This window comes from Allocoleopsis franciscana PCC 7113, from assembly GCF_000317515.1.
In the GTDB taxonomy this organism is placed as follows: domain Bacteria; phylum Cyanobacteriota; class Cyanobacteriia; order Cyanobacteriales; family Coleofasciculaceae; genus Allocoleopsis; species Allocoleopsis franciscana.
Genome location: NC_019738.1, coordinates 366201 through 390166, shown reverse-complemented (window position 1 = coordinate 390166; position 23966 = coordinate 366201). Strand labels below are relative to the sequence as shown.

The 23966-nt window shown below is 46.7% G+C and carries 22 protein-coding genes; 12 read left to right on the top strand and 10 right to left on the bottom strand.

From position 1 onward, the window contains the following. Positions 1 to 152: 152 nt before the first annotated feature. Positions 153 to 980 (top strand): DsbA family protein, encoded by an 828-nt coding sequence (locus MIC7113_RS01630; RefSeq protein WP_015180433.1) that lies wholly within the window; start codon positions 153 to 155, stop codon positions 978 to 980. A 19-nt stretch (positions 981 to 999) separates the two neighbouring features. On the opposite strand, the gene MIC7113_RS01625 is transcribed toward MIC7113_RS01630, so the two are convergent. Further along, a complete protein-coding gene (locus MIC7113_RS01625; protein ID WP_015180432.1) occupies positions 1000 to 3510 on the bottom strand; it encodes a single-stranded-DNA-specific exonuclease RecJ in 2511 nt (836 codons plus the stop codon). Positions 3511 to 3638: 128 nt separating this feature from the next. On the opposite strand from MIC7113_RS01625, the gene MIC7113_RS01620 reads away from it, so the two are divergent. From MIC7113_RS01620 to MIC7113_RS01615, 3 genes are read left to right on the top strand one after another with little or no spacing between them, the layout of a single operon-like run. Continuing rightward, positions 3639 to 3827, top strand: a complete 189-nt coding sequence (locus MIC7113_RS01620; RefSeq protein WP_015180431.1) for a hypothetical protein — start codon at positions 3639 to 3641, stop codon at positions 3825 to 3827. After that, a complete protein-coding gene (locus MIC7113_RS35810) occupies positions 3824 to 4042 on the top strand; it encodes a hypothetical protein (protein ID WP_155897901.1) in 219 nt (72 codons plus the stop codon). The genes MIC7113_RS01620 and MIC7113_RS35810 overlap by 4 nt, the downstream gene beginning before the upstream one ends. Before the next feature lie 52 nt (positions 4043 to 4094). Continuing rightward, entirely contained in the window at positions 4095 to 4523 is a 429-nt protein-coding gene (locus MIC7113_RS01615) for an FKBP-type peptidyl-prolyl cis-trans isomerase (RefSeq protein WP_015180429.1), read from the top strand. A gap of 260 nt (positions 4524 to 4783) precedes the next feature. On the opposite strand, the gene MIC7113_RS01610 is transcribed toward MIC7113_RS01615, so the two are convergent. Then, complete coding sequence (locus MIC7113_RS01610) at positions 4784 to 6391, bottom strand: adenylate/guanylate cyclase domain-containing protein (RefSeq protein WP_015180428.1); 1608 nt, start codon at positions 6389 to 6391, stop codon at positions 4784 to 4786. Positions 6392 to 6725: 334 nt separating this feature from the next. Here MIC7113_RS01610 and MIC7113_RS01605 point away from each other — a divergent pair, with 334 nt between their 5' ends. Beyond that, positions 6726 to 8285 (top strand): serine/threonine-protein kinase, encoded by a 1560-nt coding sequence (locus MIC7113_RS01605; protein WP_015180427.1) that lies wholly within the window; start codon positions 6726 to 6728, stop codon positions 8283 to 8285. 303 nt (positions 8286 to 8588) lie between these two features. Here the strand turns inward: MIC7113_RS01605 and MIC7113_RS01600 are convergent, their stop codons facing one another. The 3 genes from MIC7113_RS01600 to MIC7113_RS01590 form a co-directional block, all read right to left on the bottom strand. Beyond that, the gene (locus tag MIC7113_RS01600) at positions 8589 to 11180 is read right to left on the bottom strand and encodes a sigma 54-interacting transcriptional regulator (RefSeq protein WP_015180425.1); all 2592 of its coding nucleotides are present in this window, start codon (positions 11178 to 11180) and stop codon (positions 8589 to 8591) included. Positions 11181 to 11385: 205 nt separating this feature from the next. Continuing rightward, positions 11386 to 11811: a hypothetical protein gene (locus MIC7113_RS01595; RefSeq protein ID WP_015180424.1), complete on the bottom strand. Its 426-nt coding sequence runs from the start codon at positions 11809 to 11811 to the stop codon at positions 11386 to 11388. A 364-nt stretch (positions 11812 to 12175) separates the two neighbouring features. Then, entirely contained in the window at positions 12176 to 12880 is a 705-nt protein-coding gene (locus tag MIC7113_RS01590; RefSeq protein ID WP_015180423.1) for a YdcF family protein, read from the bottom strand. Between MIC7113_RS01590 and MIC7113_RS35805 the strand changes: the two genes are divergently transcribed. Both MIC7113_RS35805 and ctpB read left to right on the top strand, forming a co-directional pair. Then, complete coding sequence (locus MIC7113_RS35805) at positions 12864 to 13064, top strand: hypothetical protein (protein ID WP_155897900.1); 201 nt, start codon at positions 12864 to 12866, stop codon at positions 13062 to 13064. The genes MIC7113_RS01590 and MIC7113_RS35805 overlap by 17 nt on opposite strands. Positions 13065 to 13154: 90 nt before the next feature. Continuing rightward, entirely contained in the window at positions 13155 to 14471 is a 1317-nt protein-coding gene (ctpB, locus tag MIC7113_RS01585) for a carboxyl-terminal processing protease CtpB (RefSeq protein WP_015180422.1), read from the top strand. Between the two features lie 124 nt (positions 14472 to 14595). Here ctpB and MIC7113_RS01580 read toward each other — a convergent pair whose 3' ends face one another. Beyond that, complete coding sequence (locus MIC7113_RS01580; RefSeq protein WP_015180421.1) at positions 14596 to 16596, bottom strand: S8 family serine peptidase; 2001 nt, start codon at positions 16594 to 16596, stop codon at positions 14596 to 14598. Positions 16597 to 16823: 227 nt separating this feature from the next. Here MIC7113_RS01580 and MIC7113_RS01575 point away from each other — a divergent pair, with 227 nt between their 5' ends. Next, entirely contained in the window at positions 16824 to 17417 is a 594-nt protein-coding gene (locus MIC7113_RS01575) for a hypothetical protein (protein WP_015180420.1), read from the top strand. A 132-nt stretch (positions 17418 to 17549) separates the two neighbouring features. Here the strand turns inward: MIC7113_RS01575 and MIC7113_RS01570 are convergent, their stop codons facing one another. Together MIC7113_RS01570 and psb28 are read right to left on the bottom strand one after the other, a co-directional pair. Continuing rightward, positions 17550 to 18059 carry a MogA/MoaB family molybdenum cofactor biosynthesis protein gene (locus MIC7113_RS01570; RefSeq protein WP_015180419.1) on the bottom strand — a complete coding sequence of 170 codons (510 nt, stop codon included), beginning with the start codon at positions 18057 to 18059 and terminating at the stop codon, positions 17550 to 17552. Between the two features lie 59 nt (positions 18060 to 18118). Further along, positions 18119 to 18457, bottom strand: a complete 339-nt coding sequence (gene psb28, locus MIC7113_RS01565; protein WP_015180418.1) for a photosystem II reaction center protein Psb28 — start codon at positions 18455 to 18457, stop codon at positions 18119 to 18121. 188 nt (positions 18458 to 18645) lie between these two features. On the opposite strand from psb28, the gene trpS reads away from it, so the two are divergent. The 4 genes from trpS to MIC7113_RS01550 all read left to right on the top strand — a co-directional run bounded on the left by trpS (position 18646) and on the right by MIC7113_RS01550 (position 22594). Next, positions 18646 to 19656 (top strand): tryptophan--tRNA ligase, encoded by a 1011-nt coding sequence (gene trpS / locus MIC7113_RS01560; RefSeq protein WP_015180417.1) that lies wholly within the window; start codon positions 18646 to 18648, stop codon positions 19654 to 19656. A gap of 24 nt (positions 19657 to 19680) precedes the next feature. Next, entirely contained in the window at positions 19681 to 19827 is a 147-nt protein-coding gene (locus tag MIC7113_RS35800) for a hypothetical protein (RefSeq protein WP_155897899.1), read from the top strand. 73 nt (positions 19828 to 19900) lie between these two features. Further along, positions 19901 to 20830 (top strand): methylenetetrahydrofolate reductase, encoded by a 930-nt coding sequence (locus MIC7113_RS01555; RefSeq protein ID WP_041779849.1) that lies wholly within the window; start codon positions 19901 to 19903, stop codon positions 20828 to 20830. A gap of 153 nt (positions 20831 to 20983) precedes the next feature. Next, positions 20984 to 22594 carry a mucoidy inhibitor MuiA family protein gene (locus MIC7113_RS01550; protein WP_015180415.1) on the top strand — a complete coding sequence of 537 codons (1611 nt, stop codon included), beginning with the start codon at positions 20984 to 20986 and terminating at the stop codon, positions 22592 to 22594. A gap of 216 nt (positions 22595 to 22810) precedes the next feature. On the opposite strand, the gene MIC7113_RS01545 is transcribed toward MIC7113_RS01550, so the two are convergent. Then, positions 22811 to 23392 (bottom strand): CAP family protein, encoded by a 582-nt coding sequence (locus tag MIC7113_RS01545; RefSeq protein ID WP_226883580.1) that lies wholly within the window; start codon positions 23390 to 23392, stop codon positions 22811 to 22813. A gap of 359 nt (positions 23393 to 23751) precedes the next feature. Continuing rightward, the gene (locus tag MIC7113_RS37875) at positions 23752 to 23940 is read right to left on the bottom strand and encodes a sulfurtransferase (RefSeq protein WP_226883659.1); all 189 of its coding nucleotides are present in this window, start codon (positions 23938 to 23940) and stop codon (positions 23752 to 23754) included. Positions 23941 to 23966: the final 26 nt, after the last annotated feature.

Here is a 23966-nt window from a genome sequence, read left to right as displayed (position 1 = left end):
CTTAATAGCGTTAGTACCCCATTTTGCACCATCAACTCAAAGAGTTGATGACACATGAGCCATTACATAGCAAGTTGAGTTGTTGGGTGGGGAGTGCAGTTATCAAATCTGGGAAGTACAGTGGTTGATGTCAGCCATTTACAGGGTAATTTATGTATCGATCGCAACTGTTGGCAAATCCCTTCATCAGCCTCCGACGCTTGGCTCAGAAAGCTTTAGCACTCGCAGGTCTGCTGCTGTCGGGTCTAGTACTGCTAACTTGGTCACTCCCTGCACAAGCCGCCAGTCAAGTGAGTCCTCTGGTTGAAGAACAAGTCTTGCAGGTGATTCGCAAGCACCCTGAACAAATTTTACAGCTCATTCGCGAACACCCAGAAGTCATTGTGCAATCGGTTCAAGGCTACCAGCAGCAACAACAATCACAACTGCAACAGATCCGGCAGGCTTTCGTGCAAGCACTACAAATGAATCCTAAAATTGTGATTCGCGACTCTCCCACCACGGGCGCAAGTGATTTAAAAGTCGTGCTATTAGAATTCTCAGACTTTCAATGTCCCTACTGTGCCCAGGCTCATAAAATCATCCAACAGTTTATGAGCAAACATGCGGATGAAGTTACCTTAGTGTACAAACATTTCCCTCTCACTCCCATTCATCCCGAAGCCATGCCTGCGGCTAAGGCGGCTTGGGCGGCATTTCAACAAGGGAAATTTTGGGAGTACGAGGATGCTTTATTTTCCCAGCAAGACAAGTTAGGCAACTCGTTGTATGTGGCGACTGCCAAAAGCCTGAATCTGGATTTGGAGAAGTTTGAGCAAGATCAAGCCAATGCCGATAGGGCGATTGAGGAGGATATTCAGTTAGCTCAAACCTTGGGACTTTCAGGCACTCCCTTCTTTGTAATCAACGGTGAAGCCTTTTCCGGTGACGTGAAGTTATCGGATTTAGAGAAGGCTTTGACGGGTGCAAGCCAGTCTTAAAAGTGGATTCAAAACGTTGTCATGCCAACAGCCGCTCATTTAGGGTAATTTGCCAAGCTTGGGATTGAATGGTGGATAGGGGAACTTGGTAGAAATACTGACGCAAGAACTGTTCTTCTTCAACGGCGGCTAGGAACTTCTGGATGGCTTCATTTGCAACAGAGTCAGTTACCTCTAGTGAGGGTTGCCCGCTAATCGCGATCGCCCAATCCTTGTGTTTGACATAAAAGCCAAGATGTGATATGGCATCGAGTCCCAAATGGAGAATGCGATCGCTCAAATCCAGCTTTTCTTGCAATTGCACCAAAGTCGCCGTTTGTCCTGTGCGGCTGAGGAATTTAGCAATTCCCACGAGTTGTTTCCAGATTTCACCGGGTGATAGTGGGCTGGGAGGTGGATAAGCGAGGGCTAATTTTCGCTCAGATGCGATCGCACGGCGAAACCAGATTTGCAATTCGTCCCAACTGGTGGGACACTCGCTAACCGTGAGGGGATCAATCGATTTGGGATGGGGATTGTTCTCCATCTCCTGATGTCCTTCCTCACTCAGTCTCGCTGCTTTACCAGTAAAGCTTTGGCTTTCTATCTCCTCATCTGCACCGCGCCAATCTAAAATCCAATCTAATCGGGTGGGAATACTAAAGGAGGATAGATCAACCCGTGAACGCACCGCCAATAATCGCACTTCGGGACGTTTTTTGTAATTGTTGTAATCCAGTTCAACAATCGCATCGCATCTTCCTTTGGGCACTTCATCTCTGTAGTGTCCCCACCAGATTCCATGAAATCCGGTATGGCAAGAGTTGTCCCAAATTTCAAACTCAGTTTTGATGAATTGTACTTTTCGTCCTTTAAAGTCTTGGGTATTGTAGTTTCTAACTTCCTCAAACCAACAGTTTTGAATCAGCAGTTTTGGCACAGGATTTCCCATCCCACAGGGTTCGAGTAGTTTAAGTTCATAAAATAATTCTTTTCCTAACTCGGCTACAGTCACAATCAAGTCAGCTTCGAGTACGGGAGTGAGTGAGGCACCTGTCGTAGAGACTTGTTGCCGTAACTGTTGGTTAATCGCTTCAGTAAATAGAGGCAAATTTTCAATCGGGAGACTCAATCCGGCGGCAAACGGATGACCGCCAAACCGATGTAGTAGGTGTTCTTGTGACTTCACCAACTGATAAAGGTCAATATTATTCACAGAACGTGCTGAACCTCTGGCAAATTTTGGAGGGTCAGATTGTGATTGAGACTCAATGATTGTGTCTTCTTGCGCCTTATTTTCTAATTGATTATCAACCTCATTTTCTGTACTTAACAAAATCGTAGGGCGTCCATATTCCTGAGCAATTTGCCCTGCAACTAAGCCGAGAACACCAGCAGGCCATTGAGAGTCTTCAATCACAATAACACTCGTGGTTGAGAGGTCGAGTTGTTCAAGTTTGGCTTTCACTTGCTGGGTTACATCTTTTTGCAAAGATTTACGGCGAGTATTAGCTAATTCGGTTTCGGTTGCCAGTTGTTCACAGCGCTTTTCATCCGTACTGGTGAGTAATTCCACACAGAAAGATGCATCACCTTGAATGCGGCTAACAGCGTTGATTCGAGGACCCAATCCGAAGGAAATATCGGTGGGGCGATCGCCATTTCTTTGGCATAATTCCAATAAGCGAGCCACACCGGGACGTGTGATTTTAGATTTTGGGTTTTGGGTTTTGGATTGTTGTTGCAGGCGTCTAATTCCGAGTTGTGCCAGGTAGCGACAATCTCCACTGAGTTGGACTAAATCAGCAATTAATCCAATGGCGACCAAATCTAACAAGTTCTCTAACGGTTGTTGGGGAACATCGGGTAATGTTTGATAAAGGGCTTCTATTAATTTGTAGGCAACCGCAACACCGGAAAGATGGAAGAGTGGATGGTCGGGGGAAAAATAGCGGGGATTGATAATAGCCTTGACCGGTGGACGCTGTGCTGGGAGGGTGTGATGGTCGGTCACAATCACATCAATCCCTAGGGTTTGAGCATAGTCAATTTCTTTTAAATTGGTGCTACCTGTATCGCAAGTTACGATTAATCGACAACCTTGTTTTTGCAACGCATCAATACCTTGATGATTCAGACCATGAGATTCTGTGAGGCGATTGGGGATGTAATAAATAAGCTGCCATTCTTGCGGTAAAAACTGTCCTAAGCCTTCCCAGAGAACGGCGGTTGAAGTAATGCCATCGGCGTCAAAGTCTCCCCAAATTGCCACCATTTCACCGGTTCGGCAAGCTTGTTGCAAGCGTTCCACCGCCCATTGCATTTCCTGCCCAAATTCAAAGGGATTAGCGGGTTGGTAAAAGTCTGGGTTTAAGAAACCGGGCAGCGAAAGAACATCACGGATGCCCCGTTTCCATAAAAGTTGGGCGGCATGATGCCCATCTCGATCGCCTAGAACTTGAGCGGGTAGATGGGGTTTGATGGCGTCCAAGAACCATGGGGGAATTTCAGACGGTGGCGAGACTTGCCATTGAAGTTGGGGTTCAGGCATGAGATTTGTCAGTGGCGATGAGCCTAAGAGTCTGCGGCACTAACGCAGGACAGGATATTTCCCTACAATTTCTGTATTCTATGTATTTTTTGAACGAACTTGCGAATAGGCAAGCCGAGGAGAAGACGATGGATTCAAACCGTTCTGAAGTAAAACAGATGGCGACACAACTACTGGCGGCGATGATATCTAATCCACATATTTATCCCAAGGTCAGTGATGAAAGCATTCAAGGGCAGCGAGAGCGAACTCTGATTCTTTTGGCGGTTGAGATGGCTGAGGCTTTGATTGAGAAGGTGGAAAGCCGAATTCAGTGACAGCCTTTACCCAACTGATGATTCAAGGTTTCACGTTTTCCTTGAGTTCCCGAAATTTATCCGGACGCCGTGAGCAGGATATGGGATTAAGCAGTAGATGCACCCTGATGACCGCCCTCAGCAACTCGCTGAGGGTTTTTTCTTGGAAAGCGATCGCACACAACACATTAGCCGAGGCGATTGCACCCTCAACCAAGCCGATAGTATTCCGCTGATACCTCTAGTTGTTACTCTAGAGGAGTTGATCATGTCCAAAGGACAGTAAAAATGGTACAAGCAAAATCGGGTGACACCGTCAAAATTCACTATACGGGCAAACTAGACGATGGCACAGTGTTTGATTCCTCCGTTAACCGTGAACCGTTAGAATTCACACTCAATCAGGGGCAAGTCATCCCTGGTTTCGAGGAAGCGGTGATGGGAATGACTCCTGGAGAATCAAAAACTCAAAAAATTCCTGTGGATCAAGCCTATGGTCCTTATCGAGAAGAAATGGTGATTCAAGTCAACAGAGAACAACTGCCACCAGACTTGGAACCGGAAGTCGGTCAGCAATTACAAGTCCAACAGCCGAATGGACAAGCTGTGCCAGTTTTTATTACAGAGGTTTCTAATGGCAAGGTAACCTTAGATGCCAATCATCCTCTGGCTGGCGAGAACCTAACCTTTGATATTCAGTTGGTTGAAATCAGCTAAATTCTGAGACTATACCCACTCAATCCGCCAAAATTGGCAGAGTATATGAACTTTATGTGACATCTTCGCTGGTGTAGCAGCAATTTCTAATCGTCAGGGACTTTGGCTAATCCCCCTGGCCTTTTTAGCGGGTGAGGGAATTTCTTGAATTTTTCCGGATACTTTCAGATTCATGTCGGATTAAAAAACAGTAGATGCACCCTGATGACCGCCCTCAGCCCCCCGCTGAGGGTTTTTTCTTGCCCGATACCGTCTGTGTCTCAACGCCTCTTCGTCTGATAAACCGGTATGGGTCGGTCAATTCCCTTGAAACGGTGTTCTCCCATCTCCTCAAAACCCTGCTTTTGCGCCAGCATTTGATAAGTTGCTTCACTCAAGACGCATTCACCAGGAGGACAGATGCCTTCCATGCGGGAAGCTAGATTAATCGTGGCTCCTAACGCTGTATAGTCTACCCGTTGAGAACTGCCGACATCGCCAACCACGGCCTTTCCACTATTAATTGCAATGCGTAATTGCAGAGGTTCGCGCAAGACTTGATTGGCATTCAAATTCTCTAAACGAGTCAGCATTCCTTGGGCGGCGGCAACAGCCCGGTCGGCATGGTCTTTTTGAGGTTCCGGAGCACCAAAAAATGCCATGATGCAATCTCCAATATACTTATCCAAAGTCCCGCCCATAGCAAAAACTTCTTGCAACATTTCCTCGAAAAAACCATTGAGTAAGTGGGCAATTTCTGCGGGTCTTAACCGTTCTGAAAGTGCTGTAAAGCCAACAATATCTGCAAACAGAATGCTGATTTCACTCTCTTGGGGAGATAACCGACCGTCTGGTAATGCGCCTACTGAGATCAACTGTTGTACGACGGCGGGAGAGTGATATCGCTCTAATCGTTGCCGAATCATTTCTTCACTTCTAAGCTTTTGTTGCAAGAGCCAACGTTGCACACTAGAGGCTACGAGGTTGGCTAAAGTGGAAAAAAAGCTGAGGTCTTCCTCTCCCTCTTTGGCCCACTGCATTGAAGAAAAATGGGCATCGGCATACAGCACACCGACAACCTTATTTTCATCCCACAGAGGAACAGCCATGGCGCTACCAATGTTTTTGAGTAAAATACTCTGTTGCCCCTCAAACCGTTGATCGACTTGGGCATCCGCTGTTTGAATGGCTACTTTTTCTGTAAATGCTTTTTGACAGATGGTTTGGCTAATCCAACTGCCATCAGGAGACAAATTTTCTTGTTGGAAAACATTTCGAGTTGCTGCATTGAGCAATTCAAGTTCCCCTGCACCACTCACATCAATTAATAATGCTAATCGCTCGATACTCTTGAGGTAACGAAAGACGACTTCCTGCACCTGGAAGAATATTGCTTCTATCGATTCAGCCGCACTCAGACTCTTCGCTATCTCCACCAAATCTTTGAGACGGGCAATCGTTTTGTCTTTGTTACTGATATCATCACGGTCAGCATTCGCTTGTATCCAATGCTGTTGCAGTTCTTGGACATTGTGAAGAATAGTAGCTCCTTTTTCCGAGGATTCTACCTGTCTTGCATTCGCTTGAGGCGGCTCGACCAAAATAACCGCAAGGCTAATATCTCCCAGCCAAATAACATCGCCGTCCTTAATCTTTTCCGGCGAAATCACGGGGCGTTTATTCATGAGCGTCCCATTTTTACTCCCCATATCCTCAATTGTCCATACCCCGGAGGCTGTTTTTAATAAGCGGGCATGGTATCGAGAAATTCCCTCGAAAGGCAAGTTTAAGTTGCATTCGGGCAATCGACCGATGGTAAATTCTTCTCGATTCACCGAAATTGTTTTTTCCGTATTTCCCCGTTTTAGACGAAGTTTAAGTTCAGCCATGATTCTGATACCTTTATGAAGCGAACAAGGTCTGCCAAAAATTCACTAGGCAAGGGGCTTCTCGTGGGGTCAAACCTCACCTCGCCACAAGGTTATGGCATTGCCCTGATTGCCCAAGGGACACCACCCGGAAAGGGTAATTGCTCCCCTGTCAATCTACAGGTCAAGGTTGGTCTAATCAGGGAATCATTTGAGTGTTAAAACCTGCGCGGATGTCGATCTGCTGCACACCCGATGTTCATCCACACATATCTTTACAAAAATCCGGAAACACGGTTTCTGGCTCGAAAAGTCTATTAGGCTAACGGTTTACTGCGGGGGAGCGGGCAATACCATGATAGGCGCATTACTAGACCAGCGTTACCAGGTGGTTCGAGTTCTAGGCCAAGGCGGATTTGGTCATACTTACATCGCCGAAGACACTCGCCGACCGGGCAATCCCACTTGTGTGGTCAAACATCTCAAACCCGCTTCTCGCGATCCCGAATTTTTGCAAATCGCTAGACGCCTCTTTACTCGCGAAGCCGAAACTCTGGAAAAGCTGGGCAATCATGACCAGATTCCCCGACTGTTAGCTTACTTTGAAGAAAACCAAGAGTTTTACCTCGTCGAAGAATTTATTGACGGACATCCGCTCAATGTGGAACTAGAACCGAGTCAGCCGTGGAGTGAAAGCCAGGTCATTCAACTGCTGCAAGAAGTCTTATATATCCTCGATTTTGTCCACACGAACGGTGTGATCCATCGCGACCTCAAACCGGAGAATTTAATCCGTCGCAAGCACGATAACAAGGTCGTTTTAGTGGACTTTGGTGCCGTTAAGCAAGTGCAGATGCAATCGATCGTTGCCCAAGAACTGGTCAAAGAGACGGTTGCCATTGGTACTCCAGGTTACATGCCTAGCGAACAGGGACAAGGTAGACCTCGTACTAGTAGTGATCTTTATGCTCTGGGCATGATTGGTATCCAAGCCTTAACTGGCATGAATCCCACCCAATTTGGAGAAGACCCCGATACGGGGGAAATCATCTGGCAGCAATATGCCCAAGTCAGCGATGCGTTGGCGGCGGTTCTGGCTAAGATGGTACGCCACTATTTTAAATACCGCTACCAGTCAGCAACTGAGGCATTGCAAGCACTTGAGCCACTCGCCAATCCCAACGCGGCAAAGGCTTTTGCGGCGATCGCTAGCCAGAGAGTGCGTTACTACCTCAGAGATGGCTATCAGTCTGCCTCTAAGGTGCTGCAAACAATCCAGAATATATCGGCGCTTAAGACGCGACAGGCGATCGCCACACTCAAGTCTTTACCCTCAGGTCAAGCTGCCCTCCCATCAAGTAATTTAATGGAGGAAACGGCGACGGTTCCACCCGTCCAACCTTCGCGATCGCCCATGGGTGTGGGTTCTTTTTCTACAATCCCTAGCAAATTGCCCCTAATCCTGGGAACAAGTGCTGTGACTCTTGTCATTGCCGCCGGTATTTTTTCGATGGTTCGTCCACCATCACCCTCTGCGGTGACAACGACGAATAAAACAAACGCCATACCTGACCCTAATAAATCGAATTCAACACCTGAACCCAACAAATCGAATTCAACATCTACACCCAATCAATCTGACCCAAAACCTGAACCAGAGAAAGCCCAAGACCCAAATGGTTGTACTTTCACGATGAGAAGGGCATCCAATGTCCGGGAGTCACCCAGAAGTAAAAAAACCGGGGAAGTTATCAAATCAGGAATCCAACTCACTGTCACTGGAAAAGAAGAAAATGGTTATATAGAGATTAGCTCTCCGGTGCAAGGTTGGGTTTATAAGAATCGTACTAAAAAAACTTGCCCTAAACCCAATAAAGCAGATGCCAAAAAGAGTGCATCATCAAAAGAAAACTAATGAGCAGATTTTAATGTTGAATAAGACCCATTATAGTGAGTTTGTTGGCATTGAAATAGTAGATTTTTTTAACGCAGAGAGCGCAAAGGATCGCGCAGAGGGGCGCAGAGTTTCTGTACCCCATTTTTCGCTAATTTCGGTGCCAGTCGAATTAATATTACCGATGAGCAATTTTCAAGATAGATGTAGCGCTGAAAGAAAATCTGCGATTTTCCGGATACGGTGAGAGCCATGCTGGATTAACAAATATAGATGCACCCTGATGACCGCCCTCAGCAACCTGCTGAGGGTTTTTTTCATCACTTAATAACCGACGATAATGACCCAAAGACAGATACAGAGAATAACAGATGCGAAATGTTGCGCTAAGAGCGATCGCACAGGCTGACAAGCAATTTTTTGTGTCAGAAATATTGTCAAAACCACACCAACCATCAGCGTCACCCCCTGTAAAAAGGCGATCACAGCCGGATGAGCCACAAACACAGGCAACCCTTCACCACTCAGACCAAAAGTCGCCAACGTCACGGGCAACAGCCGCCCACCTTCACTTAAACCTAAGCGCAAATAGTGAGCTAAGTTACCAGCCAGGACTAAGGGTAAGTATCCATAGGCTAGCTCTACAAAGGGTTTAGGTTTGGGATTAGGAATTGGGAATTTTAGAGCTTGAATAAGCCGATAAAATAACTGTTTCCCCCCATAGGCAATTAAAGGGATCGTGGCGGGAATGGCTAACACAAAAAGCGATAAGCCAAAATGTTGCCAAAAATCCTGTAAATTTAGGGACAATCCTAATTCTGCCTGTATTTCCGGTAATCGATGCAGAAATATCCCACCGAGCAACAATAAGAGTAGCGCTACCTCATAAGTACGGGGATTATGAGTTGTCCAAAGCTCAATTCCTGGAGGGCGCAAATTGACCTCAACGGAGCGATGAGGACAGGCTTTGAGGCAAGTCATACACAACACACAGTCCCGGTTATCTTCCAATTGAGCTGGGTGAGAATATAACGGGCAACCTGCCGTTTCCAACCCTTCACCTTTTTGGGAGCCGCCTTTGTAACATTGGTAAGTCGTACATTCCGCCGAACAAGTCCCTTGTTGCGCCCTTAATTCCGTCATCGATAACTTAGCAAATAAACCATTCATCCCCCCAATAGGACATAAATAACGGCACCAAAATCGACGTTCAAATATGGCAGAAAAAATCATTGCTCCAGCCGTAATTAACAGAAGCAAACAAGCCGATAGGTAAGCGGTATTTTCTAAATTCCAAAGTTCTTCCCACAAAAATATGAGGACAAATAAGCCAAATAAAAACCAGCCTCCCCATTTTTCAGCCGCTTCTCTAGGCCAACGCTTCAACTGACGAGGCCATAGCCACAGGGAAAGTTTCTGTGTTATTTCTCCATAAATCATGAAGGGGCAAACTGCACACCAAAGGCGTCCGACAAAGGGAAAGCCCACCAAAATTAAAGGCCACCACCACGCCCAAAAGAGATTTAACGTAAAATTTTCTTGACGATTTTGGGGGCCGACGAATCCCAATGTCACGATTAGGGCAAAAAACCATAAGGTAAATCCGTAATTAATGCGATCGGGCCACCACTCACCTCTTAAAAATCGCCTCAATCTAGGATAAGCATTTAATAGATTCAATCGAAATTGTTTCTTCTTACTCTGAGAAGGCCAGACAATTTCTTCAGTGAGTTCTTTGGCAGTGCCTAATTGTACGAGTGCTCGCTCTAGGAGGTTTTGCAATTCCCTCAAGTTGCCCGGAAAATCATACGCCTGTAATCGACGCAGGGCTTCTGGTGTGACACGGGGTTTAGAACTCCCTTTCGACCGACACCAGAGGCTAATGTAGTAATCCATCTGGTCGCTAATATCCACTTTCCGTACCCGCAGGGGTGGAACTTTGATTAAATGACTCACCCGATGTTCAATGTCTGGCTGGGCTTTTTCAGAAATCATGACAATATGAGCCTGACATTGCAATTTGGGATTTTGGATTTTAGATTTTGGATTGGGTTCTTCCCTGTTGTTGCCCTGTTCTCTTTCAACGGGTGTGTAGCTGCCGGTTTCTAACAAATTAGCCAGAGTTGGCATTAATTCTGAGGGTAATTCTTGAATATTGTTGAGAATTAATGTGCCTTGTCCGAGGGCTTCAATTAATCCTGGTTTCCCACCCGCACGACCAAACAATTCTGCACCACTTGCCTGTACAGTGCTGCAATCGACTTTAATAATAGGTTCGCGTCGGTATGCGGAACCAAAGTGAATTAGAGTGGCTATATTATCTTTTTCTAGTCCAGGTTCGCCGAAAACAAGTGCGGATTGGCGGTCTTCCCCTGCTTTTTTAATTTGTTGCCGCAATCGCACAGCATAGCGGCTTTTACCGATAATTCCCCGTTTTGCCCTACTCACTAAATAAGGCCTTAAAATAGCCTGACGCTCTTGCTCGTAACTGAGTTGAGAAGACAGTTTAGCGAGTTCAGCAGCAAGTTGGGGCGAAAAAGCTTGAGCAATTTCGGGATATTGGCTGAGTAATTCTTGAAATTGTTGGGCAGGGATTACCCACAGGTGACATTCGCTGAGGGTTTTGACGGTTCTTTGAGCGGATTGGTCAAATAGTAATTCTTGTAAATGAATAATGGCTCCTGGGAGCCAACTTATAGCCCAAGCAGAACTCGTTTGGTTAGCTCGGTCACTCTCAATACGCCCTTGTTGGAGAATGTAGAGATATTCAACGGGTGTGTCTTCAATCACCAAGCGCGTGTTACCGGGCACTACGCGCTCTTCCATCACTTGCGCGAGCGCATTGATCACGTCCTCGGAAAGAATACCGAAAGCTGTTCGTTCTTTTAGCCAAGTCACCCAATTTGGAAAGGTCATACATTAGCCCTCCAATAAAGCTTGGTTTATATTCTACAAAAAATCTATAATTATTCTTAATTTTAAAAATGGTGATAGCCAGGACAACACCCCCAAATGATAGAGCTTTCTAATCTCTGGGTGCCTCTAGCCCTTTTAGGTCTGATTATTTTAGCCGCTATTTTCTTCAGTCGCAAGAGTTGAATCCGTGTTTTTTTTCTTAAAATTAAGCGACATCTAGTAAGAACAGCGATAACAAAATTAAGTACAAAAGCAGGGCGAACACGACCACTACAAAGGGTGGTGTAATCACCATGGGTATACTGTTTTCCTCCAAGAGGCTGGGCAGAAATCCCTGGTAGCAGAGAGAATCACCACAAGTTCTATAGTTAAACAGAACCACAAAAACTTGAAAGCCAATTATTTTGGATAATAAATTTAAATTAACTTTAACTTTTGTCCGTCCTCGACGGGTGCGAAAGGTGGCACTTAAAAACAGTAAAATAGAACTTACAATATAATAAGTACTTCCAAAAATCAAGTAAAGGAAAACAGCTAACCAACCATCAGAAGTTGATAAGAAAAGGGGTACACTCAGCAGGGCGTAAATTACATAAAAGCTAAAAAACACCCAAATGTTAATTTTAATCATTGGGGTTCTATCCATTAGAACATGACAACAGATGATGTTTCCAGCTTCCCAGATGAATTGAGAGCTGTAAGAAACTAGTAGAGTTTAAATCTTTTTATTAAATCAGCGGTAACGCTGCTCGGAACCTCATTTATCTATTACGTAGAATTACACCAAGGCTAGAGAAAATTAAACCATCTTCACTGAAGCCAACTGTTGGATATCAGTTGGCTTATCAATTGAAAATCTGTTCTGCTAATCATTACTGGGAAGCTCACCGATATCCGGAGTCGTTTAACAGAAGTTGGAAAATTACCTTGAATATGGGGTAGTATAAAAAAAGCTTCTCGTTGATGTATGTAACCAGCAAAAAAGAATATCAAATCTACTCAAGCTTCAACTCCTGTTGACGCTCACACCGAAAACCAGAGTTACGCCAAGCTTCCAAATCCACAGCAGAAAGTGGCACTAATTTCAAGCATCTGGGCTGGACAACCTGACTCACAACCGCCCAAACTAAGCTGCGACTGATATCCAAACCCCCCTTTAGGACAGATTCTCGATTTCCGGGTGTGCCCTGATGTGAGGCAATATCTGTCTCAACCCAAATCCCATGAGCGCCCAACAGAATCTGTGCCATCCACTGCGATCGCGGTAAATGACTGGAAGAAGTAATTAACTTAACTTTACGAACACCCCACTGTTTGAGAATTGGGATATTAAAGTAGAAGTTATCAAAGGTAGAATCGGCACACTTTTCTAACCAAACTTGGCGGATCGGTGCCTGTTCTCGTTGAAAAATCAGCAAGATGCAGGGGTCTTCCGAGCCTTGAGAGATCAAAACTCGGACTTCTGGATGCTGTTTAGCTAACTGGGCAACGTAGATCTCTCGATCAATCCCACCTCCCAGGACGAAAAACACATCAACAGGTTCCGACGCCACTACCTGCAATCTCACAGTGTTAATTAGCAGCCAGCTACCCAGGAGGATACCTAAAATCAGTAGACTAGTGCTTAGCAAACGTCGCCCCTTGGCTCGAAACCAGTTCTTAAAATTAACCCAGTTGCGTGGAATGAGTCTACCTCTCATGTTTTATGACCCATGCTCGGACTTTGCTCAAGCCATCAGCGCTCATCATCAGTCTTACTCTATCAGCAGGACACTGGGCAAACTGGCACAAAATTTATCTAACTTGGCAATTCAAATTGAGTATATTAGCCCTAAACCGATATCTATCCTATCGGTAGTACGATCGCTGCAAAGTGTAAGCTGAGGTAGACTTCAAGCCCAGGGTCTCTCTTCAACAGACCGCTTTACAATAACTGTTAACCCTCTAACGCCAACCTCGTTCTAGCCATACTCCATGAATCAGCACCCAAAACATTTCTCTTGGCTCAAAGGCGTCTTCTTCTCTGGAGCGATCGCAACAACCGCCGCTTTATCTCTCATCGTACCGGGAGGAGGTCGCTCTGTCTTTGCCGCACTTCAGGATAGCCCCAAAAACCTAGTTGATGAGGTTTGGCAAATTGTTAACCAAGAATATGTGGATAACAAATTCAATAACGTAGATTGGCTAGCCACACGGCAACAGCTTTTGAGCAAAAACTACACATCAAAACAACAAGCCTACGAGGCCATTCGGGCCGCTCTCAAGCCGATAGGAGACCCCTACACTCGCTTCATGGACCCCGAACAATTCCAAGCGCTCACAAGCCAAACCTCCGGTGAGCTTTCTGGAGTAGGGATTCGCCTAGAACTGGACGAGAAAACGAAGGCTCTGCAAATCGTCTCACCCATTGAAAATTCTCCAGCGGCAAAGGCAAAGCTGCAACCGGGAGATGGGATCGTCGCCATTGATGGCAAATCCACGAAAGGCATGTCTCTGGAAGACGCTTCTTCCATGATTCGGGGTGAAGTGGGGACATCTGTCACATTGCGAATTTCCCGCGATGGGAAGCCGCCGTTTGATGTCAAGCTCAGCCGTGCTCAAATCGAACTTCCAGCCGTTCATCACACCCTCAAGCAGGAAGGTCAGATGCGGATTGGGTATATCAGCTTAAATGAATTTAGTGCCCATGCTCCCGAACAAATGGTGAAGGCCATTAAGAACCTGGAAAAGCAGAAAGTGGGTGGCTATGTGTTAGACCTGCGGGGAAATCCAGGAGGATTGCTCAACGCCAGTGTGGAAATTGCCCGGATGTGGCTAGACAGTGGTCTAATTGTCCGCACGGTAGATCGTAAGGGTGGGGATCAGAAGTTTTCCGCCAATAAGACCGCTCTCACGAAGTCGCCTTTGGTGGTACTCGTGGATGGCAACTCCGCCAGTGCTAGTGAGATTCTAGCCGGTGCACTCAAGGACAATAAGCGGGCAAGGGTGATCGGCAGTAAAACGTTTGGGAAAGCCGTTGTACAGTCGGTTCATTCTCTATCCGATGGTTCCGGCTTGGCGGTTACAATTCAGCATTATTTCCCACCCAATGGCGAAGATATTAACCACAAGGGAATTGAACCCGATGTCAAACTGGAATTGACAGAGGCACAAGAAAAGCAACTGGAGTCTAATCCAACCTTACGGGCGACGCAAGAAGACCCTCAATACAAACAGGCGATCGCAACTTTAACCATGAATGCCTCCCGACCCGGTTTAGGTCAACAGCCTAAGCCCCTGAGTATTCGGTAACTTAATGCTCATCCCCCGATTCAAGTGCGGGGGCTTTCACGGTAATGGGTAATGGGTAAGAATTCTCTATTACCTATTTTGGCGGACGGTGTTTCCTCCCCCGTTCCTTTTTAAGGGAAGTCAATTAAGACGGCTGCTCAAATCCGAGTTCAAGGGTAAAGCTACGCATCTTGCCGATATCACGCTGAGCTTTATCCGCAACTTCCAACGCCCAAGTCCCTTGGGGGCTTTTTCCTTTACAGGCCGCTAGTCCCGGTGCATTCACCTCGTCGTAAGTCTTCTTGATGTTATCAGTGGCTGCACCCTCACGATTGTGCAAAAGCATCGGGTCTACACCCATTTCCACAGGCGCTTTAAGGGTAACGACCAAGTCGCCAATATAACTATGCTCGATATCCACAGAAACTTTAATAGACTTGATCAGGTCGGTATTAGCGATCGCTAAAGTCAGTGTCGATGTCTCCAGGTCTTTAATCGGTACATCCTGCACTGCCGTGAAGATGGAAACAGGGGACTCTTGCTCTGGCATCGCCAGTTCCACCGCTTTGCGAGCATTCATGCGACCGTAGCCATAGAAGGGACTGCGACCACTCGCATCATAATTCCCTCCCTGTTGATCGATGCGATCGCAAGATTGTTTAATGATTTCCCGTACCTGATCCCAACGTAAATTCGGGTTGCGGGCAATGATCAAAGCCGCGACACCCGCCGCACCCGGACAGGCGCTGGAGGTTCCCCCAAAACTGTTGGTATAGTTACCCGCCGCGTCACCCTGATTCGCATTCCCCGGATTGTAACCCACCCGACCCGAACGATCCGTTGTCCAAATTCCAGGGGTTTTTGAGGGTCTGCCGTCATTGCTAGGAAAGGCACACCAAACGGCGTTGCCAAAGTCGCTATAAGCGCTTTTCACACTCGAATCATTACAAGCGGCTACCGCAATCACTTTTTCGTAGCTGGCGTAACCGTCATTATCCACACTTTCATTCCCATTCCCCGCCGCAAACAGAATCACAGATCCCTTGCCGTTACGTCCCTGGTTAATCGCAAAGTCCATCGCCAATCGTGTGGAGTCAGGCAGAGGAACGACCTGGTTATGCAGAGGATCGTTGGGGTTGTACCAAACGCCATCTGGCGGCCCCCAGCTACAGGAGATCACATCTGCACCATTTTGAGCCGCCCAAACAAAGGCATCCGCTTCGGCCTGGGAACCCAGTCCGGAAGCCAAACGAATCGGCATCAGCCGTGCCCCCGGTGCGACACCCGATGCCCCAACATTACCGTTGGCACAAGCCACACCAGCACAGGCCGTGCCGTGGTTATCTCGGTTCCCCGGTCTTGGCTCGTTCGTTTGACGGGTCACATCGCGCGGTGCAACGATCTTGCCTGCGGTGCGGAACTCCTCATGATCGAGATCCATTCCGTCGTCAATAATCGCAATAGTTGTACCCGTGCCGTTACTTAACGACCAAGCGGCCTCAACATTGGCATCGGCATTGATGGCCTGACCACTAATGGTCGTTGGCTTCAGGTGCCACTGTTGGGGGAAAGCCTGACGTTTGTTAATCTCACGCACTAATTCAGGGTGGCACAATTCCACAGATTCCTCGTTCAAAAGCCGAGAAGCAATGTCAAAAATAGTTAAACCTGTATTCTCTGGTGCGCTCACAAAGTAAGCGTTCCGTGCATACCCCAGTTCACGCTTAATCGTTAAACCGTATCGTTCTAAAATTTCCTGACAGGCACCAGACTGGGTTTCATCATCGAACTTCACGAAGATGTTTTCGGTATAAACGACCGGCTGCATCGACTGTGGATCGACCAAAACACGTCCAGCAAATTGGATGGCAGGCTCTTGGTTAAGAATGACTCGTGCAGTGTCACGCAAAGCACTGTTCTCACGAGGGTCTTTAGCACGTAAAATTTCTACACCCGCTGCACGAAACCGGGTTTCCAACTCGAATTGATCGAGAATGTTGCGGGCTTCGGGTGACACGGATGTGACTTCATAAGGTCTGGTTTCGGTCAGAATACTGCGGTTTTCCGTGCGAACTACAATGTGTTCATCACTAATTGTTAGTTCATACGGTTCACCGTTCCTACCGCCATAGCGGACTGTAACCATAAGTAAACTCCTGGGATAAAGGTCGTGAACTCTTGTGCCTAATAGGTGAAACCCAAGTTTACGGATTTAGCAATTAGACGAGGAGCCGCTACAAATTGGTCAATCAAAAATACAAAATGGGTCATTCATAATGGATTGATTTGGACAGTACCTAACTCCTCGTATCTGTCAGTTGATACAAGTCTTGAAGCCGTGTTTCCAGAATAGATAGATACCACTTAAGGAAGATGATTTATTTTCCAATTGAGTTATTTCTGATAGCAGAACCTTTGCAGATCTACAGTCCCCCTGTGATGGCTGAAGTGAGATTCCAGAAAAACTCTTTTTCCGAGTATCCCCAGCAAATTCGCTCTAGTACCCATCCGTTTGCTGCCTTATACAGTCGTCAATCAGGGTACTACGCTGTACACTACAAGCAACCGGGCACAGTAGCTCCCGGAGCGATTTTACAACTGAATGAGGGTGCGATCGCCATTTTTCCTGGCGAACCGGACGAACCCGAAAATGCCCTTGGGTTGGCTACCACCACAGGCACAGTAGGGCCAATTTATACACTACAACCCGGTGGTTCCTTCGCCGTTCCCACAGGATTGGTTTTCATCCGCTTTGCACAAGGGGTAGAAGTGGACACACAGCGCGAGGCAATCCAAAATGCGGGCTACGAAGTCGCTCAGAGCCTCTCCTACGCCCCAAATGCCGCTTGGTTACGTACCCCCTCCGGCAGCCTCCTAGAAGCCCTTAGGGGGATTTCTCGGCTAGAATCGATACCCCATGTCGAGGCCGTTGAACCCCAGATGTTAATGCCAAATACTCCACGTTAGCCAGACATCTCATGACTCAGATGCATCGCAACAAACCAACCAACACCTCCAAAACCTCTGCGTCACTCCGCGCTAACCTCTGCGATCTCTGCGTTAAAAAATAGGAGGCCCAAACCAACAACGATCAATATTTTAAACACCACCCTTCAGTTGAGTGACTAGATGCATAAGTTCTGGCAAAATAAGCTGTTGCAGGGCAAGTTTAACCGCACCCGTTGAGCCAGGAATCGAGAAAATCAGCTTAGTTTGATAAACACCTGCAATAGCGCGTGAAGCGATCGCGCGTGAGCCAATTTCCTGGTAACTTAAGAACCGAAACACTTCCCCAAATCCAGGCAACGTCTTTTCCAGTAATTTCTCCAAAGCATCATAAGTGGTATCTCGCGGTGCAATACCAGTACCCCCGTTCAAAATCACCGCATCAACATCTGACTGTTCTCCCAGCGTCTTCAACTGGGACTGAATTTCTTGAGGTTCATCCTTGAGAATTGTGTAAAAACGAATAGAGTGACCCGCATCCAAGAGTAATTGTTGAATTAGCTGACCACTTTTATCCGTTTCAGGCGATCGCGTATCACTAACGGTAATGACAGCACACTGCACTGTCATTAGGGCAGAATCGGGGTGAGGTTGTTGAGCCATAGACTAAAAACAGCAATCCTTCAGGTCGCGAGAAAAGTGTACCTGAAGGAAGCCTCTATTTATGTTGCTTGAGTAAATCCAAGACCATGCTCTTGGGCATATCGTTCCATAAAACGCATGAAACGATCCCACTCGTCTTGGGATTTGATCAGAACAAAGGCTTCTAATGCAGTTGGCTGACCATTGACAAATTTGCCCTTAACCTCTCTCGTGACAATCTCACCCTCTTCATCAATCAAATACATCCCAGTGATTTCTTCTGTACTATTGCTGTCGAGAGCTTTGGGATTTTCAAAAATAAATGTGGCAGTCCCATTACTACCATCGCGAGAGCGGGTCAGACGCACGTCAGGGATAACTTCTTCGTCAATCCCTCTAGAAAACTGAATTTGAGCCATGACTGAGTCCAATCAAATATGCTAGGTAATTTCTCTCATTATCTTACCGAGCCGACTGAACTTAAGCGAAATCGCAAACTACAACCCATAGAGACTCCCGGAGTGGCAAAATTGATAGAACTGTTACACACTAAGAACGCTTGTAGTATTTTTCAAGCCGTTTCTGTACGAGTATTTAAGCGAAATCAATGGGTAAGCAGCGTGTTCTCTCTGGGGTTCAACCAACTGGCAATCTTCACCTGGGTAACTATTTGGGAGCAATTCGCAATTGGGTAGAAGGTCAAAGCCAGTACGAAAATTTCTTCTGTGTGGTCGATTTACACGCCATTACCGCGCCCTACGATCCCACGACACTGGCATCGAATACCTACAAAATTGCTGCTCTCTACTTAGCCTGTGGGATTGATTTACAAGATTCCAGTATTTTTATTCAATCTCATATCTCCGCCCACAGCGAACTGACTTGGCTGTTTAACTGCATCACGCCCATCAACTGGCTAACCGATATGATCCAGTTTAAGGAAAAGGCGGTCAGGCAAGGGGAAAATGTGAATACAGGCTTAATGGACTATCCCGTACTCATGGCAGCCGATATTCTACTCTACGATGCGGATAAAGTCCCGGTGGGAGAAGACCAAAAGCAACATCTTGAATTAACCCGCGACATTGCCGTTCGGATCAACCACCAATTTGGTCATCCAGAAAAACCCATTCTCAAGCTACCCGATCCCCTGATTCGTAAGGAAGGGGCACGGGTAATGAGTTTGACCGATGGCACCAAGAAAATGTCCAAATCAGACCCTTCGGACTTGAGTCGAATTAATTTGCTCGATTCCCCGGACGAAATCACCAAGAAAATTAAACGGTGTAAAACAGACCCAATTAAAGGTCTAGAATTTGACAATCCAGAACGTCCGGAGTGTAATAATTTGCTGACTTTATATATGCTGCTTGCACAGAAAACCAAAGAAGAAGTAGCAGCTCAATGTCAAGATATGGGTTGGGGTCAGTTCAAACCATTACTGACGGAGGCGACGATTGAAGCGCTTACACCGATTCAACAGAAGTATCAAGCCGTGATGGACGATAAGAGTTATCTGGAGTCTGTGCTGCGAGAAGGGAGAGAGAAAGCCGAAGCGATCGCTAACGCAACCTTATTAAGGGTGAAGGCTGCTATGGGCTATTCAATGCCACTTTGATAGATTATCCTCCAATCCTAAATCGTGAGTGAAAACTCAGGTCGGATTGGGGTTGAGTACGACATTGAGCATACGGTTTTTGCCGTCTACTCCAGCAGAATTCCCTCCCTAAAGAGCGGCTTCTCGCCATTCATCCCTTGGGCAGATTGGACAGAAGTCGGATACAGGTGATACTCGTAAGTAAGCGCAATTGATGATGAGCGATTCCCTTCAACAGACAACATTTCGGACGGACATAGAGGCGATGCTGGTTGAGAGCAACTCCCACAGTCCTGTCTCTACTCAAAGCCAGTTTCGGACGGCGGCTCAATCCGGTGAATTTTTAATTACCGCCGAGGTGGCACCCCCCAAAGGCGGTGACCCCTCTCACATGATTAAAATGGCTCAAGCCCTCAAAGGTAGGGTTCATGCCGTTAATATTACCGATGGCAGTCGGGCTGTACTTAGGATGAGTTCTGTCGCCGCTTCCGTCATTTTGTTGCAGCATGGAATTGAGCCGATTTGTCAGATGGCCTGTCGCGATCGCAACCGTCTCGCCCTCCAAGCTGACCTCATGGGTGCCCATGCCCTGGGGATTCGCAATATCCTTGCCCTCACAGGTGACCCTCTCAAAGCCGGTGACCATCCCGATGCGAAAGGGGTCTTTGATTTGGAATCCGTGCGTTTATTGAAGCTCATTGGCAAGCTCAATAGTGGTTTTGATGCCAATGACAAGCCTCTAACCGATGGTGTTACCGATTTATTTACAGGTGCTGCCGTTGACCCCCAGCTCAAAAGTTGGTCTGGATTACAACGCCGTTTTGAGCGTAAACTAGAAGCGGGTGCACAGTTTTTCCAGAGCCAATTAATTACTGATTTTGAGCGACTGGAAAAGTTTATGAACGAGATTGCCGCTGGCACCAATAAGCCAATTTTAGCGGGGATATTTCTGCTCAAGTCGGCTAAAAATGCCCAATTTATCAATAAATATGTCCCAGGTGTTCACATTCCCGAAACCATCATTGACCGATTGGCAGGGGCAGATGAACCCTTACAGGAAGGAGTGAAAATTGCGGCAGAGCAAGTCCAGCTCGCACGGCAACTTTGTCAGGGTGTTCACATGATGGCGATCAAGCGGGAAGATTTGATTCCCAAAATTCTAGATTTAGCTGAAGTTCAACCCCTGAAAAGCTAAGTAAACCGGATGGGTCATTGATTAAAGGGTTGAAAGTTGAAGGTTGAAAGTAAGAACGTATCAACCTGACAACTTGCTTTGCTTGCAAACTGTCAACTTTGCTTTGGACTAACAATTGATAACGAATGACGAAGGGCAAAGAAAAAAGAACTGATGAATAAAACGGTAGACACCCGAATTTGTGAGGTTACAGTGTACAGTAACCAAGCGCTGGTGACTCGTCGAGGAGTCGTGCAGCTCACTGGTGACGAACATGAACTGGTGATTGCCCAACTGCCAGTAACGCTTTTGAGTGAGTCAATACGGGTGAGGAATAGCGGTGCCTTAAGGGTGCGCTTGTTGGGAGTCCGAACCGAACGCACCTGTGCAACAGAGAAAGTGGCACAAAAAATTGCACAGCTCAATCAAGAAATTGGGCAAATTGAGGAGCAAAAGCGCCCCGTGCAAGACGGGCTGACACTACTTAATCTGCAACGCAACTTTGTCAAAAGTTTGAGTAGTCAGTACCTGGAGCGCTTAACGAGGTTTGAAGACCCGGAACAGATGAACCTGAGTCAAATCCGGGAATTAATGGATTTTGTCGGGCAGCAGTACCATGAGTTATCTGATGCGATCGCCCAACAAGAAAAGGAACAAAAACAGCTAGACTCAAAGCTGCAATCTCTGCGGCAGCAGCTTCAACAGTTGTCAGGCACTCAGCCTCCAGAAAGCTTCAACGTCATGATTACGCTTGAACCCTCGGCAGTGGGTGAATTGGAGCTAGAGATATCCTACATTGTCTATAAAGCAAGCTGGACAGCCCTTTATGACATGCGCTTGGGTTCAAGCCATGAAAAAATTAATATCAGTTACCTCGCCGAAATTAAACAAAGTACAGGTGAAGATTGGCAGGGTGTAGCGTTGACTCTATCTACCGCTAAGCCCGGAATCGGCACCGTACCTGTCAAGCTGACCCCCTGGTATATCGACGTACAACAGCCCAATCAGTTCAGAACACCCACCCTATCAGAACCCGCTACTCTGCCATCTCGGACTCTAGCGGCTACCATGCCGTTTGCTGGGACGACACCTTCAGCGGAAGCGATGATGAAGGCTGGATATGAGTATGGTTTGACTCAAACAGCAGCCCCAGATGTCTCCAAACCCGGAGGGAGTATTACCTATCGACTCAACAGCGCTAGTTATATCCCTAGTGATGGCGTTCCTCATAAAACGACGATTTTTAATGAAGATTTCCCCTGCCGCGCTGAGTACATGGCTCTGCCTCGCGTCACCCCTTTAGCTTATCTCCAGGCCACGATTACCAATCCCCTGGCTGGAGTGATGTTATTAGCGGGCAAAGTCAATATCTTCTTGGATAAGACCTTTGTAGGAACAACACAGCTAGATAACATTGCTCCCGGACAAGAATTCAAGCTCAACTTAGGGAGTGATGAAGGAATTGTAATTCAACGGGATTTGGTTGAACATCAAATAGACCCGAAGTTGATAGGTAACCTGCGGCATCGTACCTATGCTTATCGACTGGTGATTACCAACTTCCGGGAGTGTGAAGCGAAGCTGAAACTCACAGAACAGTTGCCCGTCAGTCGTAATGAGCAAGTGAAAGTCCGTCTGACGCTCTCCAATCCGGAGATTGAGGCGGGTGAGATGGGTATGGTGGAATGGTCGCTCACATTACCGCCTCTATCTGGGCAAGAGCTGTACTATCAGTTTGCGATCGAGCATCCCCCCGAATTCACGATTGTTGGTTTGGAGATTTAGTCGAGCCTAACTGAGATATCTCGTACCCCAAGGGATAGCTCCGCACGGGTGCATTTTATGAAAAAACACCCGGTCGCTCAGCAGCAACCGGGAGCTATTGAGAGCCTCTCACCTGTATTCGATGATTGATCTACCGTTTGAATGAATCGCGCTGCTGCGCTTCGCCGCTTGGGGGGAGGTTTTTTAATTACGTTTCAAGCACGAGTTGAATGGCAATTATGGCTTCAACACGTTATCCGGAAACTTTCCTTGTACATTACCTGCGGGTGCGTACTGGCAAACCACATAGAAAGCGTTATATAGCTTACCATTCATTGTTTTCGTACCCTTGGCAGCACCACAGCCGACTTCGGTACTACTCTTCCACACCACCTGGGTAAAATGCCCTGTACCGGAAGAAAACCCTGGATTGGCATAGTCATATTTTGAAACTTCGCTGTACCAGGACTGAACCGCATTATTAGCAAGGGTATCTCCGGGAATTGAAGACGCTGTAGTGTAGGTAGCGTATATGTTTTCTCCATTACTAGTAGAACTGTGTGCAAAATCTCCACTAGAAGCTATCTGATTTGCCCAATCTTGAGCGCTACTGTTGAGAGAGTCACTTTTCGTCAGCTCAGGAGTGTGATGAGTAGCTCGATAGGTATTGTGCTTCGACAGTGCGCTACTCTGTAATGTTGCTAAGTCAATAGCCGTTTGCGCTTGAGCCAGATTACTGCTAAGTATCCCCAAGGGAATACTAGTTGCCAATCCTACCAGAGTCACCCCGATAATTTGTTGTTGATTCATTTTGGACATCAAGCTTGTATTAACCAACGTCATATCAACACATCTTTGTGTGAAAAAGGTGAAGATTACGTCTTTTGTAACCAACATTTGCACTCAGACACTCCCAGTAGGTGAGTTAGGTTAATTATTTGGTTAATTATGAAGATAGGTAACAATCGATCTGCCATTGCCTTTGCCTGTTTCTTTCCCAAAACCCATCCAGGCCGCATCACTAATGCTTTTGGCAAACTTGTGATTTTTTACCATGTTTCTCACCTGCAAATCCTCGTAGGCAAGGACGGGGCTTTAAACCCAGTTTTTTAGTAAACTGAGGTAGCCTCCACCATCTAACTCTTGCTACGGTCGTCAAACAGTTGCGTAAGTCCTGTTTATTTCTTGATCGCCATATCGGGGAGCCTACTCCACTCATTCCACGACCCATCGTAGTTCCGAACATTGGGATAACCCAGTAAATACTTCAAGACAAACCAGATATGCCCCGCTCGCGCCCCAACCGCACAGTAGGTAATTATCTCCTTGTCAGGGGTGATGCCTTTGCCATCATAGAGAGACTGCAATGCGTCAACTGATTTAAAGGTTCCGT

Bases quoted from the DNA above. Each gene is read 5' to 3' on its own strand.
- MIC7113_RS35805 (WP_155897900.1), top strand. From the start codon at position 12,864: ATGAGTCTACCTCTCATGTTTTATGACCCATGCTCGGACTTTGCTCAA.
- MIC7113_RS01595 (WP_015180424.1), bottom strand. From the start codon at position 11,811: ATGATTAAAATTAACATTTGGGTGTTTTTTAGCTTTTATGTAATTTAC.
- MIC7113_RS01580 (WP_015180421.1), bottom strand. From the start codon at position 16,596: ATGGTTACAGTCCGCTATGGCGGTAGGAACGGTGAACCGTATGAACTA.
- MIC7113_RS01550 (WP_015180415.1), top strand. From the start codon at position 20,984: ATGAATAAAACGGTAGACACCCGAATTTGTGAGGTTACAGTGTACAGT.
- MIC7113_RS01570 (WP_015180419.1), bottom strand. From the start codon at position 18,059: ATGGCTCAACAACCTCACCCCGATTCTGCCCTAATGACAGTGCAGTGT.
- MIC7113_RS01555 (WP_041779849.1), top strand. From the start codon at position 19,901: ATGCTGGTTGAGAGCAACTCCCACAGTCCTGTCTCTACTCAAAGCCAG.
- psb28 (WP_015180418.1), bottom strand. From the start codon at position 18,457: ATGGCTCAAATTCAGTTTTCTAGAGGGATTGACGAAGAAGTTATCCCT.
- MIC7113_RS01575 (WP_015180420.1), top strand. From the start codon at position 16,824: ATGATTTATTTTCCAATTGAGTTATTTCTGATAGCAGAACCTTTGCAG.
- MIC7113_RS01630 (WP_015180433.1), top strand. From the start codon at position 153: ATGTATCGATCGCAACTGTTGGCAAATCCCTTCATCAGCCTCCGACGC.
- trpS (WP_015180417.1), top strand. From the start codon at position 18,646: ATGGGTAAGCAGCGTGTTCTCTCTGGGGTTCAACCAACTGGCAATCTT.
- MIC7113_RS01625 (WP_015180432.1), bottom strand. From the start codon at position 3,510: ATGCCTGAACCCCAACTTCAATGGCAAGTCTCGCCACCGTCTGAAATT.
- MIC7113_RS01600 (WP_015180425.1), bottom strand. From the start codon at position 11,180: ATGACCTTTCCAAATTGGGTGACTTGGCTAAAAGAACGAACAGCTTTC.
- MIC7113_RS01610 (WP_015180428.1), bottom strand. From the start codon at position 6,391: ATGGCTGAACTTAAACTTCGTCTAAAACGGGGAAATACGGAAAAAACA.
- MIC7113_RS01545 (WP_226883580.1), bottom strand. From the start codon at position 23,392: ATGTCCAAAATGAATCAACAACAAATTATCGGGGTGACTCTGGTAGGA.
- MIC7113_RS01620 (WP_015180431.1), top strand. From the start codon at position 3,639: ATGGATTCAAACCGTTCTGAAGTAAAACAGATGGCGACACAACTACTG.
- MIC7113_RS01605 (WP_015180427.1), top strand. From the start codon at position 6,726: ATGATAGGCGCATTACTAGACCAGCGTTACCAGGTGGTTCGAGTTCTA.
- MIC7113_RS01590 (WP_015180423.1), bottom strand. From the start codon at position 12,880: ATGAGAGGTAGACTCATTCCACGCAACTGGGTTAATTTTAAGAACTGG.
- MIC7113_RS01615 (WP_015180429.1), top strand. From the start codon at position 4,095: ATGGTACAAGCAAAATCGGGTGACACCGTCAAAATTCACTATACGGGC.
- ctpB (WP_015180422.1), top strand. From the start codon at position 13,155: ATGAATCAGCACCCAAAACATTTCTCTTGGCTCAAAGGCGTCTTCTTC.